A 14,656-nucleotide genomic window follows, 5' to 3' on the forward strand; every position below is an offset into this window, starting at 1 on the left:
GACCCAATGTAAGGGTGAATTATGACTATAAAAATTACCGCCGAGCAATTGTCCATGCGCTTTAAAGAGCGTGTGCTTTTCCACATTCCTGAATTGGCCATTGGTCCAAACGACGCGATTTACCTAAAAGGTGACAATGGCGTTGGTAAAACCACCCTACTCAAGATCCTTGCAGGTTTACTCAAGCCTTCAACGGGGAAAGTGGTGGCTCCAAAAGATACTTGGTTGAAGAAGTGGACGCGTCGCAATGGTCGTGTTGACGTGATTTATCTCCATCAGTCTCCTTACCTTTTTGACGGCACTGTGTATGAAAACGTCGTTTATGGAGTTAAATATCAACAAGACACAGCAAAAGATAAGCGAGCTCAAGTTATTAGTGCGCTGCGCATGGTAGGGTTAGAAACCTTAGCCGACGAACACATCTCTGTATTGTCCGGCGGTGAGAAGCAACGCGTAGCAATGGCACGAGCTTGGATCTTAAAACCATCGATTTTGTTGATGGACGAACCAAGTGCCTCTCTCGACCAAGAGTCGATTGAACGTCTGGTTATCATAGCAAAAGATCTGCTTGATCGCGGTTCTAGTATTGTTGTGACGAGCCACCAAGCGAACGCGTTGACGGATTTATGTAAAAAACAGTGGTGGATTAAAGACAAGACTTTGATAGAGTCTCCACTCTTGTATGTCATACCAAAAGAAACATCCCAAGAGAACGCATATGCTTCAGCCAACACAAACTAGTTGGGTCATTTTGGCTGGTGGTCAAGCCAGCCGCATGGGTGGAAAAGACAAAGGTCTGATCGAACTGAATCAGAAGCCACTCATCGAACACGTTATCGAACGTTTATCTCCGCAAACACCACGCATTCTAATCAATGCGAACCGAAACCAAGACGCCTACCGTGCGTTTGGTTTCGTCTTCAGTGATCAATTTAAAGATTTTCCAGGCCCGATGGGCGGTATCCACGCGGGCTTGGTTCATGCAGAAACCGATTGGGTTGGCTTCGTCCCTTGCGACAGCCCACAAATCAACACCGATCTTGTTGAACGTTTTTGCAATGCAGTAGAAGAAGACACCGATATTTTGGTTGCTCATGATGGCGACCACCAGCAGCCTGTCTTCACACTTTATCACAAGCGCGTACTGCCAAAGCTGACCGCGTTTTTAGAACGTGGCGATCGTAAGATCATCCTACTCTACAAAGAGTGCAACACCAGTTACGTTGACTTTAGCGACTCACCAAACTGTTTCGTCAACTTAAATACGCCTGAAGAACTGGCGCAATTTGGACAACTTGAATCATGAAACACACGCTAAACATCCCTATTCTTGGTTTTGCTGCCTACTCTGGTACGGGCAAAACTACGCTACTTGAAGCATTACTACCAAAGTTAACCGAAGCAGGTTTACGCATCGGTATGCTAAAGCACGCACACCATAATTTCGATGTCGACAAACCGGGCAAAGACAGCCATCGCCTACGTAAAGCAGGCGCATCGCAAATGCTGATCTCTTCTCGCAACCGCTTCGCACTGATGACAGAAACACCTGAGTCAGAATCTGAGTTTGATTACCTACTGACACGTTTCGATGAAGACAAGCTAGACGTGGTTCTCGTGGAAGGCTGCAAAAACATTGCATTTCCTAAGATCGAATTGCACCGTGAAGAAGTCGGCAAGCCTTGGCTTCATCCAAACGATGAAAACATCATTGCGATTGCTTCAGACAGCGGCGAATTAGACTCTGAACTGCCACAAATGAACATCAACGATCTTGAAGCGATTGCCCAGTTCGTTATTCAGTATGTTCAAGAAGCGAAAGCACCAAAGAGTAAAGAGAAAGAAGCCGCTTGCTGCGATACGCTTTCTCCAGCTTTCCTTTCTGTCGTTCAAGGCCAAGAAAAGATCCTTTCTTTGGTCAACACGGTTGCAGAAACCGAAGCATGCAAGATTGAAGATGCATACGGTCGTGTGCTTGCAGATCACGTGGTGTCACCAGTAAATGTTCCGCAATACACCAACTCAGCGATGGACGGTTACGCGATTCGCGGTGATGACGTCGAGCGTGAAAGCTACCAAGTGGTTGCTGAAGTAATGGCGGGCCATGCTTACGATCAACCTCTGGAAGTTGGTCAAGCGGTTAAAATCATGACAGGTGCACCAACACCTATCAATGGTGATACCGTTGTTATGCGTGAACAAGCTTCCCAAGACGGCGATACAGTCACGTTCAATGGTGCAAGCATCAAGACCGGTCAAAACGTTCGCCAAGCGGGTGAAGACTTAGCAATTGGTAGCGATGTGTTTACAGCAGGCACTCGCCTAGCCTCTCCTGAGATGGGCATGATTGCTTCTCTTGGCTTTGGTGAAGCGAACGTGTTCCGCAAGTTGAAAGTTGCTGTGTTCTCTACCGGTGACGAAGTACAAGCGCCAGGCACTGAACAGAAAGCGAATTCAATCTACGATTCAAACCGTTTCACTATCATGGGCATGTTAGAGAAACTTGGCTGTGAAATTTTGGATTTCGGTATTCTAGAAGACAACGAACAGTTGATGATTGAAGCGCTCGAAAATGCTTCTGCGCAAGCCGACGTAGTCATGACTTCCGGCGGCGTTTCCGTTGGCGATGCCGACTACATTAAGCTGGCATTGGATAAGCTCGGTCAAATTGATTTCTGGCGTATCAACATGCGCCCTGGTCGTCCGCTTGCGTTCGGTCAAATCAACGATAAGCCTTTCTTTGGTTTGCCGGGTAACCCTGTGGCTGTGATGGTTTCATTCATTAACTTTGTTGAGCCTGCTCTCCGTAAGATGCAAGGTGAACAAGGTTGGAAGCCACTTAAAGTCAGCGCCATTGCGACAGAAAATCTGCGCTCTCGCCAAGGTCGTACCGAGTTTAGCCGTGGTATCTACGAGCTAGACGAAACAGGTCGCCTAACCGTTCGCACAACGGGTAAACAAGGTTCTGGTATTTTACGTTCAATGAGTGAGGCAAACTGTTTGATCGAAATCTCCCCAGCTGTTGACACAGTAAAAGCGGGAGAAAGCGTGACAATTATCCCACTTCAAGGCAGAATCTAGGCCAATTCAGAATTCAAAGGTCAGCATGTCTGGCCTTTTTATTGATTACAGAAAATTTTTCAGAGAGACAGCTATGGCTCGCACCATTCTTTACACTTACAAAGACCAAGACAAAGAACTGACGTTCTCGTACCAGCAACACCGCAACATTCAAGAAGCGGTTGCAGAAGCAGAAGGTATCGACATCACTGAGTTCCTAAAGATGGAGCAACAAATCGAAGCAGTGTCTGACACTAAAGCAGTGCGCAACTACCGCGATAACTACTTCAGAAAATTAGGCTTTAGCAAAATCACCCTAGCTCAAAAAGAAAACTTGGGCGTAGGCAAAAAGAAAAAATAAGCCAAGCTATACAGACCAAAACAAAAACTCGCGATTCGTCGCGAGTTTTTTTATACCTATTCTTTTTGTTCGTTCTCTATAAGTAAAAAGCCCCGTTTCACCTTAACTTAAAGGAAAACGAGGCTCTCAATGTTGGTCTTATGTGTTTTCGCTTACCGAAAACTCAGACGACTATTTGATGTTTAGGAACGCAGCACCACGTACGCCACCTGAATCACCGTGTTTTGCTTTGATGATCTTTGGACACTTCGCGACAGAAAGCAGGTACTTAGGAATACGTTTTGGCATCTCTTCGTAAATCAGTTCGAAGTTAGATAGACCGCCGCCTAGTACAACAACGTGTGGGTCAGTCGCAGTAAACAGGTTCGCGAAACAGATTGCTAGAAGTTCCATAAAGCGCTCAACGTGCTCAACCGCTTTTGCTTCGCCTTCTGCATTTGCTTTGATAATGTCGATCGCTTTCTTCTCTTCGCCGTAGTAATGCGCGTAAAGAAGCTCGAAACCACGACCAGATAGGTAGCTATCTAGACAACCTTTCTTTTCACAACCGCAACCTAGTAGAGGCGCGTTTTCGCCTAGGTGGAACCAAGCGTCCAGAGGAAGACGAGTATGACCTACCTCACCCGCTACGTGGTTACGGCCAGAGAATACTTTACCTTCGTAGATAAAGCCGCCGCCAAAACCCGTACCAAGGATCAAACCTAGTACAGACGGTTCGTCTTGAAGGTCTTCATCCCATGCTTCAGAAAGCGCGAAACAGTTTGCATCGTTTTCAATTTTTACGCTGCGGCCGATTTTAGCTTCAAGATCAGCGCGAAGTGGTTTGCCTTTTGCTGCTGGTACGTTAACCGTTAGCACAGTTGCATCATCAGCATCTTCCATCCCAGGAAGACCAAGACCAATCGTACCTTCACAACCAAATTCCGCATCGTATTTGTTAACCAGACCTGCGATGGTTTCTACCAGCAAATCGTAGTTGTCTGTTGGTGTTGGTACACGTTCAGTTGCTACACGCTCAAGTTTTTCGTTAAACGCACCAAACTCGATTTTAGTGCCACCGACATCAAAGCCGTAATACATGCAATTCTCTCCTAAAAAGCTCAAACGACTCCCAAAATATGCTGGAGTCAAAAAAGATAAACTTTAGGCATTATCCATATCTGTACGCCTGCAAACCGTGACGGAATGCAGATTTATCCCCTCGTTGAAGCCAGTTGAACAACAAGCCATCAACAAAAGTTCATTCCTTAGAGTTAGCTCTCGATTTTAGCCCACTCTTTGAAACGTTTCAGATGCGGGCGAGACCAGTCGGTTTTTACTCGAGTTTTCGTCAGCATGTAGGTTTCACGGAAGGCTTCAAACCACAATTGCAGACACTCCGAAGCTTGCTCTTCACCTGCCTGTTTGAATACTAACGTCGCCACTTCTGCAGTAGACAGATGCTGCTCATTGTCCGAGCGGCGCATGATGTATTCAGACAATGACTCCGGCTCAATAGAAAGCACAGGTAAAGACTTCAAGAACTCTGAACGGCGGAAGATCTTACGTGCCTCACGCCAGCTGCCATCAATGAAGATCAGTAACCATTTTTTGCCTGAGCCATCGGCTATCTTCAAACGCTCTGGATTTAAGCCGCCTAACAAACGTTCAGGCTCATCCACGTAATCTGCTGGGAAGACAACCACAGGTTGATAAGCATCGCTCTCTAACAAGACCAACATCTCTTCGGAAGGTTCGGTACGATTCCATTGATACACGTAGGTCTCTTGAATCGTATCAGCAATAAGACGCCCAGTATTACTCGGCTTGAACACTTCGTTTTCCGATAAGATCAACATGCAGGCAATGTTGGATTCGATGTTCGGCTGAATGTCGCACAAACAATATTGTTCAGATACCTGACAATAAGGACAGCGAACCACTTTACAACCGCGAGCGTTAAACGGCTTCGTTGAGATAGATTGACGGTGCTGGTATAAACGATGGAAAGCGTGGATTCTCATGGATAGAAAGTGCCAGTTAGAATAAGTGCATGTATAAAGTAGAGCGCGATTCTACTTGCATCGCCAGTTAGTCTCAAGAAATGCTCGTAAACGGACTGATATTCACATTCCTTTCTTCTCGGTGAAAGATACGGTGGAGTCTTAAGGTCTTAACAAATAAGCGAATCAATCAAGGAAATCAGCGTGACCGAAACTGCATTTAACGACCCTTCTTGGCTACGACTCAGCATCTTTATTGGTGTTTTGTTGCTGTGTACCCTTTGGGAAAACAAGCTTCCGAGAAAGCAGTTGACTGTCGACCGTTCATTTCGCTGGTTTAACAACCTCACACTGGTCGCACTAAACAGCATCGTTATTGCCGTTGTCATGCCTATTGCCGCTTTCCAAGCAGCCATCATCGCTTATGAAAACCAATGGGGTCTACTCAATGCTCTTGCCTTGCCGACTTGGTTAAATGTGCTGATAGCCGTAGTGTTACTCGACCTCATCATTTATCTACAGCATTTAGTTTTCCATAGCGTTAAACCGCTATGGAAGCTTCACCGCATGCATCATGCTGACTTGGATATCGATGTCACAACCGGAACACGATTCCACCCGATAGAAATCATTCTCTCAATGATTGTAAAAATCGCTGCTGTTTTCGCTTTGGGCGTGTCTCCTATCGCCATCGTGGTGTTTGAAATCGTATTGAATGCTAGCGCGATGTTTAACCATAGCAATGCAGAGCTTTCACTGTCTTGGGATGCGAAGTTACGTAAATTGGTTGTGACGCCAGACATGCACCGCGTGCACCACTCTGTCATCGTGCGCGAGACACATTCAAACTTTGGTTTCTTCTTGTCGATCTGGGATCGTTTGTTTGGCACTTACCGAGCTCAACCGGAATTAGGTCATGATGATGTTGTGATTGGTGTTCCAGAGATTCGCGACAGAGACGAACAAAGATTGGATAAACTGATCACCCAGCCATTTCGTTACAAGGAAAAGTCTTCCTCATGAGCAGTTCAATAAAAGTGAATGTGTTTGGAAAAATCATGCTTGCTGAATGCAACGATGGGATTTGGACGCTTTATATCGATTCAGAAACTTCGATAAAGCGCCCAATCAGAGACTTTGTAGTGCCGCCCTCTCTCGATGAGGACGAGTTGCTGACCTATCTAGATGATATGTATCACGAACATGCGTCCGCTACTCATCCATGTGTGTTTAGGGTTGAATAAAAACCGTTAAGCTTTAATCAAATCGCGTTTTTTATTTGACTGTGTCACACCAACAAACAAGCCGATAATACCCAAGACAATTGACGAAATGGCGAGCACACTCACGTCTTGTTGCTTATTGATGGCCGAATATACAAACGCGATCCCAAAAAAGATGGCGCCAAAACTAAAGCCTGATAACGCTGCAAAAATGCCGAAGCTTGCTAGCTCCTTAAAATTATCCATAACACTTCCCTGTTGAAAAATACGTAACGTCTAAAAAATTAACGGAATATCTGACGTGATCGGCGCTGCTTTTGTGAATTCCAGAGCCAGATAGATACTCCAATAGAAAATCCTAGCAACAACGTTTGCCACTGCAGTTGTCCACTGCTCTCTAGTACGCCTAATCCATAGTGCGCATAAGAGTTGAAGCCAACGCTGCTCAACATGATCAATAACAGTAAAACCAGCCCTGTTCGGCGATGCTTGATCAACAAATACACGGCAAGCAAATCAAGGAGACCAAGTGCACTCCAATACATATTTAACCAGCCTGGGGCAAAATCGTAAGGCAAAAAGCCATCGACAATATTGTCGTAAATGTGGATGACACCACCCACTGTCAGGCAAAGGCATAGGAGAAACAGTACGAATTTATCCATTATCGTTTCCTTTCCTTATCTGAATGAATGCGCAAAGCATATAGAAATCAGCTAAATAATTGTAATTTCGACGCCATTTTTGAGAGCGACAGTGCCTTTAAACAGTACGTGAGGGGTACGAAAGAATAACAATGGTACTTTTTCCTTATCGATTCGCTCCTGATAAAAGCATAGCGTTTTGCTCGGAAGTTCGCTGAGTTGTGAAAGCTCGGTCTCTCTGTAAGGCATAAAATCCTCTTTTGATTCTTTCCAATCACCAATTTCTTGATTGGGCGACCAGAAAATCACGGTATTGGTTTGATCAAAGCCGAGTTCTCTCACATCAAATCGAAACCAACGACCTAGCGTTGTCGTCTCAAGGCCGCACTTTCTCAATCCCTCTAATACCTTAACCGGATGAATCGGCGTAAAGTGAAGCACGTCATTCCAATAGCAATCTAATCCATGAACACGACGCTGTAGAGCTTGCGGTCGATACTCGTATTTCTGGACATGTTGTTGATACAAGTTCGGGTGTGATGCTTTCAAGCAGTTAAGAGGTTTTAATCGGTCTCCCGTCAAGTTGCTTGGTACGCGATGGTAAACGTAGGTCAAGGTTATCCCTCTTGTGGTGCTTTTAAGTCAATGAACACAAACTTCATTGAAGGCGGAAAAATAAAATCATCATCACATCGGTAGCCTCTTAGCCACAAACCATCATCCCGCTTACGCAGATACAAACCCCTAGGATAGGTCTCCTCTTTAGCTATAGGCAAAGAAGCGAGCGTTACGTATTCACCTTTTGTGAGCAAAATACCTTGAAGTAACAAGTATGGTGCGACGGCGAGCGGACAAGGCTCTAGATCTCTCTGAGCTGCATGCTCAAGAAGCTCAGACAGTGTTGCGCCAAAAGGTGCCCCCAAATCCGAAGGCGTTGTTACCAATACAGACAATGCCTGACCACGTTGTTTGGTTTGTATCATTTGGTCTTCAAACAGCTGCAATGCAAACGGATTGAATTGAATGTGTTGTTCTTTGAGTTCTTGAAGCAACTCCGCATTCGTGTGATTACCAATTTCAACGTTCACTTCATTTCTCCAAGGCGAATCAACTCACGAACCTGCTCTAGAGCACGCTGAAAAACAGGATGGGCGCAGGAAGAAATGTCTTTCGCAACTTCATGCCAAAAGAATTCGAAATCATGCCCACCATCATCTTGAGTGTGGAAGACCCAATGTTCCGGCAACGCTTCACACTCACACAAAACGAAATGCCAATGTTGCTCTTGGAACCCACTCTCCCAAGCCCCTAAGTAGGTTGTTTGATTGACCAGTTCGATGCCAGACTCCTCTGCCAATTCTCTTTTTGCCGCACTTAAGAAGTCGCAATCGAAGGGTTCAACAGTGCCTTTCACCAACTGAACGCCCGCAAGAGGATGTTTGAAAAGAAGAATCTCGCGGTTTTGTTTTCGCAACACCAGAGGACACACTTTATCGACCACAGAGTACCTCCTCGCTCTGAAGGCATATTTGTTTCGCTTCGACAGGAAAGAGAGGCAACATGGCTAGTTCAGTAAAACTCACCCATCTTAGAATATATTGATTGGAAGCCGATTGCCTTTGTTGTTCGGGGCCATTACCTAGCGTAGGGGTGGCTGAACCGATATGGGATAAGAAGTAATGATCCTTTCGGCCTTGATTTTGAATCTGAAACACAGGTGTGAGGGATATCAGCTTTATAGAGGTTTCTTCCAGTGCCTCGCGTTTCGCCGCTTCAGAAAGAATTTCTCCATCCTCTACACTACCGCCAGGAAACACCCAATAGTGTTTATCGCTCTTCACTCGTTCAATCAATAAAACCTCCCCATGATCGTTTATTAATATCAGACTTGCTCGCTCTGGCATTTATCTCACTCCCTTGACTGAGCGGAATATTCTAACAACCTTGAAGCGATAACAAAGCATTAACAAATGCTGGTAACACATTTCTCTTGTGCCGTTAATCAATTTGCGATTTGGGTCACTCACTCTTGGATTCGAAAAATAAAAGGCAGAGCGATTGCCCTGCCTTTGGTCGTATTGGAAGTTTGTTTGGTCTCACCTAATACTGGATCAACTCATCTGATGCAGCTCGTATTTGTGCAGCATTGCTTGTTGATGTCCCGCGATGTCTGAAACTTGTTCTGAGCTCTCGACCATCGACTCCAACTGAAGTTTGGTGTGTACACCTTGGTCAGAAATATGTGTAATGGCTTGCGACACATCCGCTGTTGCTCGCTCTTGCTCTTCTGTCGCAACAGAGATCTGGTCGACACGCTGCTGAATCAGTTGTACCGCTTCATTGATATCGGTAAATGCTGATTTCACTTGTTGACTTGATTGCAACGCACATGACATTTCTTCTCGCGAATCACTCACCGCTTTACGAGAACGTTCTGCCGCCGCAACTAACTCATTCATAATTTCGCGAATGTTGGTCGTTTGCTGTGAGGTATCTCTGGCTAACTTACGAACTTCATCCGCAACGACCGCAAATCCTCGGCCTTGATCTCCTGCCCGAGCGGCCTCGATCGCCGCGTTTAATGCAAGTAAGTTGGTGTTATCAGCAATGCCGCTGATCATGTCCACCATTTCACGAATCTGTTTGACGCGCTCATCGAGCTCTAACATCGATTGTTCATTCATATTGAGTGAATTCTCTAACGACTCCAAACGCTGGCGATTTTTCTCAACCACGCCCACGCCTTTGACCGTATGTTTCGTCGCTAAGTGTGAAACTTCGGAAGAGGCATTTGTCACCATCGCAATCTCTCGAATCGAAGCCTCTAGTTGCGTAACCGTCGTTACCATACTAGCTAGCGCGGAATTTTGCACAGTTAGGCTTTGATTTGTTTGCTCTGCCGCATCATGGCTGATCTCAGCGGTTTGATACAAGGTTTCGCAGTTACGCGTGACGGTAGAAATAGAATCATGCGTTGAGTCGATAACTTGATTGAGTTTGCGCGCGACTTCTTTTAACTCAAACGGTCCAACCTCTTGCGCTTTACCTCGGAAATCGTGCTCTGTCAGTGCCGACAAACGGCTAAGGATATTCTTGAGGCCCCGGTTGATCCACGTTCTTAGACCAAACCATGTCACTAAGACCACTAGAGAGATAACACCAGCGGATATAACTGAAGTCAAACTCGCGTTTTGAATTGTACTGTGAACTACGGACTTACGATCATCAATAAGATCAGACGCGGCATCAGATACTTGGTCGAGCAAATACATGGTTTCGTTTGCAAGCTGCGAGGCACGTTGAAACTCCGCTTTCTGCTGTTCGCTCTGCTCTAGCTTGGTCAGTATTAAACGCAAGACGCCGTCATCGTTAAAGCCAGCTTGCACCATGTCATAAGGCGCGATCAAGCTGGTAAACTCATTAACCTCCGGATGCCACTCTTTGAAATCATCAAAAGCGAGATTGATACCAGCAATTCGATTGCGCATTTCCCTATACTCTTGCTCGGCTTTCTCTAACTCGGTGTGCGTCATCATAAGCAAGAAAGTACTCTCCATTGAGCTTGCAGAGGCGATAAAGCGGTTCGCTGCGTCACTAGACTCAGGGTTATCCTCACTCAGGAACGAACTAATTCGGTTCATCTCCGGCCCGATAGAGCTCAAGCCATAGCGAAAACCACCCACTGCGGCGTTAATATCGCTTTGCATCTGAATCACCGCTGACTGTTTCGATAAGATGGAATTGGTGACTTGATGAAGCTCTGCAACGTTTTCTCTCAGCATACTTGAGAGATGTTCTGCCACAGTGGATGTTTGTTCGATTAGCCCATCACTCTGCTTTGCTAACGCCTCAATTTGTGAAATGGTAAGAGGTAGTTCAGTGGGATCCGTAATTTGCATCCCATAGTTAAGTAGCTTGATCTGTTCTAACACATTGCGAGTGAGTGTCGCATTTGCCATTGCCATGGGTAACGCTTTTTGAGACAACTCTTCAAATTGTTCCCCAACCTGCTCCATTCCTTTGAAACTTGCGGTAGAAAGGGCTATAACAAGTGCGATGATAGTTAAAAATGTTGCACTGATAGTCTGAATCAGTGAAAAAGAAAAGCGTAAACGTTTGCGCGTCGTCATAATTAATTTATGTTCTTTCTTGGGTTTGAATCAACTTTCCGTTTGCTCGTCACATAAGTGAGACAATAACGTGATTTGCTGCCCATACTAGGTATTGGTTATGACGTTAATATTTCAGTTTTAAGTCGTAGGGATGACAGATGGGTGATGTGCGTCGTATTTATTTTCCTTTGATAATCAGTGTGCTACTTAGTGCTTGTTCATCTGGCCCAGATCCAGAAACGCAAGCAGAGCACTCCCTCCCTGTAACTCAGCTCCTCTCAGATAATCAAAGTTTGTTCGACTTTTATGATGAATGGGAAGGTACACCTTATCGATTAGGTGGAACGAAAAAGTCCGGCATTGACTGCTCTGCATTCGTGCAAAAAGCATTTGTTGAAGCATACCAAATGTCGCTACCTCGAACGACACGCCAACAATCTAAGCAAGGCGTTGAAATGAGTTGGTCAGACGCGCAACAAGGTGACTTGGTATTTTTTAAAACGAGAAGAAGCACCTACCACGTAGGTATCTATCTAGGGAATAAACAGTTTATGCACGCTTCTACATCAAAAGGCGTGATCATTTCTAGAATCGATAACCCTTACTGGGCATCGAAATTTTGGCAAGTAAGAAGAGTTACCATGTAACTCTTCTTTAGATAGAAATAACGAAAGATTAGAATCAGTCGTAAGTCGCAACAGCGGTATCAAATAAGTTTTTCACCAACGCAATGTACTCATCTAGGAAAGCGATCTGTTCGTTGGTCGCTTTCTTTGTCCATACACCCGCAAGCACTTCACCCAAATCTTCCACTACCGCATCAGCTTCTTTTAGTAACTTAAAGCGCACACTTGAATGCAATTCTGGGTTTTGTTCGAATATCGCCATGATGTTCGACGCAACCATGTCCGTTACGACATCTTCAATGCTTTCTGATCCTGTGTCACCAATTTCAGACGTAAAAATGTCTAAGTTGAGTGACAAGTGCTCGATTAGAGCGAGATATCCATCGGTTTCTACAACCACTGTTTTTCTCCGTTTTGTGCAAGCCTTCGAAGCTGAAAGCGAATTAGTTTCAATAGTAAGACATGCCGAGAAAATTTCATTAACTTATTTCATATTAATAAGCATTGATGCACTAACTGCATGGTTTTTATCCAATTAGGTTAAGCATCCTCATGATTGCAGGTTTGATTTCTTCCACTTTCTTTAGCGCGATATAACGCTGCATCGGCACTCTTTAGCCATTGTGTATGACTCTCAAAATACGATTTATACTCGCATACGCCGATACTTATCGTGTAGTTAATCAAAAACTCTTCAACTTTCACGATTTCTTGCTCAATTCGCTTTCGCAATCGTTCAGCAAAGTAATTGGCTTGTTCTTGATTGGTGTGCGGCAGCAACACCGTAAACTCTTCCCCTCCGAAGCGACCACAAATATCACTACTACGCGCTGTTTTACGCAACAGGCTTGAGGTACGACGAATTACCTCATCTCCCGTGTGGTGTCCGTAGGTATCGTTGACCTTCTTGAAGTGGTCGATATCGAAAATAACCAGTGAACTCGCCCCTTCGATGACTTTAAGTTGAGCGAACTCCTCTTTCAACGACTGCTCCCAATACGCTCGGTTAAACAATCCAGTAAGGCCGTCTTTACGACTGATTTCCGACAGGTGTTGGTTAGTCTCTCGCAAATGAATACGGTTACGCGCCGTTTCGGAAACGTCGTTAATCTGAATGGCAATGTGGCTAACATCACCTGACAACGAGCGCAGAGGTGTGATCACAATATCTTGGAACATCAGGTTACTGCTGTTGGAAACCGGAGAGAAGTTGTTGAACTTAAAAAGGTATGGTCGGTTTTCCCAACTAGAGAATGAACGCGTTTCTAAATCTGCAGATGTCTTAAGCTTGGTTTCTAGCCACGTTCTGGGCAGCTCTTCAAAGTGATCGAACAAGCACTCACCAAGAATATTCTGGGACAAAATACCACTATACGACTGCATAAAGCTGTTCCAAACACAGACTTTATAGTCTTGATCGAGAACAATAAGCCCAGAGTCCATGGTATCCAGTATTTGAGTGACCCAGTGAAAGTCTGCTATGTCCAGCGTAATTTCGGACATTAGATTAGCTCCATAATTTCATAGATGATGTCTACGGATGATTTATCTATCAGGAACAGAACTTCACACTCAAAGTCGAGTGATTCTGCCATATAGGTGTATTCAATGGTAAAGAGTTCGCCAGATTCTTCTTTTTCTTCACAGTAAGGTGTGATGGTTTCAATAATGCCAGGCTGGCGCAGGGAAAACTGTTTATCTAGCTGGTTTCCCAAAGAAGTTAAGAATGATGAAACCAGTAGGTTCGATACGTTTAGAATGATTTCATTATGTGGCGTGAATTCCAACAGATACCCAAGGCGCTCACCAATTTGGTTAATGTCTTTACCACGTAAGCAGACCAGCGCTTCACCATGAATGCCACCGCCTACAAAGCGCTGCGCAACCGCCACGGAACCATCTCTTCCAATAACGTCCACCAGCGTCATATGGAGTTCACCATAAGATAAAGGGCCTACATGAGGAACGGGAAGCTGAATGAATTCTCGTAGGTGGTCAGCCATGATCGCGGCACCTTTACCCAACGCGATATTCGCGACTTCGCGGAACTTCGATAAGGGAGAGACCTCAGCAACAGGTAAAGGTTCTGCATTAGTGTGGGCACTGAAGGCATAATGTAACCCCAGCTTTTCGTAGAGAGGAATGATCTCTTCTTCAGCCAGAGGTTTAGCAATAAAATCCATTGCACCAAGCTCTAAGCATCGCTGCTTGGCTTCGTGTTGGACATCACCCGAAATAATGACAATCTTGGTTGGATATTGACTAACGGGTAACGACTCTAGTACTTCGAACCCATCCATGACGGGCATGGTCAAATCGAGGAACAAAACGTCAATATTTTGTTCCGCTAGGATTTTCAAAGCCTCATGGCCGTCTTGGGCCTCAAGTAGGTGTAATGATGTATCTTGTACGATGGAGCGGGTAATCAACTTTCGTGCGACTGCCGAATCATCACAAATTAGTATTTTCATGCCACCAATGGAACTAAAGTCAAAAAAATTATAATACTAGCTGTGCTGTTATAGCTCCATATGTTAAGCCGATAAATCATAGGGTTATAGGCGACGTGATTCACACTTATAAACATTTTTCACTATAGGCGGAAAAATTATTGTCGAAGTTTGCTTCACTCCGCGTCAATGTTCCGC

The 14,656-nt window shown here is 45.0% G+C and carries 18 protein-coding genes; 6 read left to right on the forward strand and 12 right to left on the reverse strand.

What is annotated here, in order from left to right; all coding sequences use genetic code 11:
- The first annotated feature begins 21 nt into the window (after positions 1-21).
- The 4 genes from KHO06_RS09795 to KHO06_RS09810 all read left to right on the forward strand — a co-directional run bounded on the left by KHO06_RS09795 (position 22) and on the right by KHO06_RS09810 (position 3,421).
- A complete protein-coding gene (locus tag KHO06_RS09795) occupies positions 22-741 on the forward strand; it encodes an energy-coupling factor ABC transporter ATP-binding protein (RefSeq protein WP_212581448.1) in 720 nt (239 codons plus the stop codon).
- Positions 719-1,306 carry a molybdenum cofactor guanylyltransferase MobA gene (gene mobA / locus KHO06_RS09800; protein WP_009706085.1) on the forward strand — a complete coding sequence of 196 codons (588 nt, stop codon included), beginning with the start codon at positions 719-721 and terminating at the stop codon, positions 1,304-1,306. Before KHO06_RS09795 ends, mobA begins: the two co-directional genes overlap by 23 nt.
- On the forward strand, positions 1,303-3,081 hold the full coding sequence (locus KHO06_RS09805) for a bifunctional molybdopterin-guanine dinucleotide biosynthesis adaptor protein MobB/molybdopterin molybdotransferase MoeA (RefSeq protein ID WP_212581449.1): 1,779 nt from the start codon (positions 1,303-1,305) through the stop codon (positions 3,079-3,081). The genes mobA and KHO06_RS09805 overlap by 4 nt, the downstream gene beginning before the upstream one ends.
- A gap of 73 nt (positions 3,082-3,154) precedes the next feature.
- Positions 3,155-3,421, forward strand: coding sequence for a DUF2960 domain-containing protein (locus tag KHO06_RS09810; RefSeq protein ID WP_050913334.1), 267 nt, complete (start codon positions 3,155-3,157; stop codon positions 3,419-3,421).
- Positions 3,422-3,592: 171 nt separating this feature from the next.
- On the opposite strand, the gene nagK is transcribed toward KHO06_RS09810, so the two are convergent.
- Both nagK and KHO06_RS09820 read right to left on the reverse strand, forming a co-directional pair.
- Positions 3,593-4,501: an N-acetylglucosamine kinase gene (nagK, locus tag KHO06_RS09815; protein WP_005427769.1), complete on the reverse strand. Its 909-nt coding sequence runs from the start codon at positions 4,499-4,501 to the stop codon at positions 3,593-3,595.
- A gap of 173 nt (positions 4,502-4,674) precedes the next feature.
- A complete protein-coding gene (locus KHO06_RS09820; RefSeq protein WP_212581450.1) occupies positions 4,675-5,424 on the reverse strand; it encodes a tRNA-uridine aminocarboxypropyltransferase in 750 nt (249 codons plus the stop codon).
- A 183-nt stretch (positions 5,425-5,607) separates the two neighbouring features.
- On the opposite strand from KHO06_RS09820, the gene KHO06_RS09825 reads away from it, so the two are divergent.
- A complete protein-coding gene (locus tag KHO06_RS09825) occupies positions 5,608-6,426 on the forward strand; it encodes a sterol desaturase family protein (protein ID WP_212581451.1) in 819 nt (272 codons plus the stop codon).
- A gap of 227 nt (positions 6,427-6,653) precedes the next feature.
- Here the strand turns inward: KHO06_RS09825 and KHO06_RS09830 are convergent, their stop codons facing one another.
- The 7 genes from KHO06_RS09830 to KHO06_RS09860 form a co-directional block, all read right to left on the reverse strand.
- Entirely contained in the window at positions 6,654-6,872 is a 219-nt protein-coding gene (locus KHO06_RS09830) for a hypothetical protein (RefSeq protein WP_005427577.1), read from the reverse strand.
- 38 nt (positions 6,873-6,910) lie between these two features.
- Entirely contained in the window at positions 6,911-7,291 is a 381-nt protein-coding gene (locus tag KHO06_RS09835; RefSeq protein ID WP_005427791.1) for a hypothetical protein, read from the reverse strand.
- Between the two features lie 51 nt (positions 7,292-7,342).
- Positions 7,343-7,885: a hypothetical protein gene (locus KHO06_RS09840; RefSeq protein WP_212581452.1), complete on the reverse strand. Its 543-nt coding sequence runs from the start codon at positions 7,883-7,885 to the stop codon at positions 7,343-7,345.
- A 2-nt stretch (positions 7,886-7,887) separates the two neighbouring features.
- The gene (locus tag KHO06_RS09845) at positions 7,888-8,358 is read right to left on the reverse strand and encodes a hypothetical protein (protein ID WP_005427817.1); all 471 of its coding nucleotides are present in this window, start codon (positions 8,356-8,358) and stop codon (positions 7,888-7,890) included.
- Positions 8,355-8,771, reverse strand: a complete 417-nt coding sequence (locus tag KHO06_RS09850) for an NUDIX domain-containing protein (protein WP_212581453.1) — start codon at positions 8,769-8,771, stop codon at positions 8,355-8,357. Before KHO06_RS09850 ends, KHO06_RS09845 begins: the two co-directional genes overlap by 4 nt.
- Complete coding sequence (locus tag KHO06_RS09855) at positions 8,761-9,174, reverse strand: NUDIX domain-containing protein (protein WP_212581454.1); 414 nt, start codon at positions 9,172-9,174, stop codon at positions 8,761-8,763. The genes KHO06_RS09850 and KHO06_RS09855 overlap by 11 nt, the downstream gene beginning before the upstream one ends.
- 207 nt (positions 9,175-9,381) lie before the next feature.
- Positions 9,382-11,400 (reverse strand): methyl-accepting chemotaxis protein, encoded by a 2,019-nt coding sequence (locus KHO06_RS09860; protein WP_212581455.1) that lies wholly within the window; start codon positions 11,398-11,400, stop codon positions 9,382-9,384.
- Between the two features lie 140 nt (positions 11,401-11,540).
- Between KHO06_RS09860 and KHO06_RS09865 the strand changes: the two genes are divergently transcribed.
- Positions 11,541-12,029 carry an NlpC/P60 family protein gene (locus tag KHO06_RS09865; RefSeq protein WP_005427745.1) on the forward strand — a complete coding sequence of 163 codons (489 nt, stop codon included), beginning with the start codon at positions 11,541-11,543 and terminating at the stop codon, positions 12,027-12,029.
- A 34-nt stretch (positions 12,030-12,063) separates the two neighbouring features.
- On the opposite strand, the gene KHO06_RS09870 is transcribed toward KHO06_RS09865, so the two are convergent.
- The 3 genes from KHO06_RS09870 to KHO06_RS09880 all read right to left on the reverse strand — a co-directional run bounded on the left by KHO06_RS09870 (position 12,064) and on the right by KHO06_RS09880 (position 14,479).
- On the reverse strand, positions 12,064-12,408 hold the full coding sequence (locus KHO06_RS09870; RefSeq protein WP_005427720.1) for a DUF3802 family protein: 345 nt from the start codon (positions 12,406-12,408) through the stop codon (positions 12,064-12,066).
- 140 nt (positions 12,409-12,548) lie between these two features.
- Positions 12,549-13,511: a GGDEF domain-containing protein gene (locus KHO06_RS09875; protein WP_005427771.1), complete on the reverse strand. Its 963-nt coding sequence runs from the start codon at positions 13,509-13,511 to the stop codon at positions 12,549-12,551.
- Positions 13,511-14,479: a response regulator gene (locus tag KHO06_RS09880; protein WP_005427631.1), complete on the reverse strand. Its 969-nt coding sequence runs from the start codon at positions 14,477-14,479 to the stop codon at positions 13,511-13,513. The genes KHO06_RS09875 and KHO06_RS09880 overlap by 1 nt, the downstream gene beginning before the upstream one ends.
- Positions 14,480-14,656: the final 177 nt, after the last annotated feature.

The organism is Vibrio sp. B1FIG11, from assembly GCF_905175335.1.
Taxonomy (GTDB): domain Bacteria; phylum Pseudomonadota; class Gammaproteobacteria; order Enterobacterales; family Vibrionaceae; genus Vibrio; species Vibrio campbellii.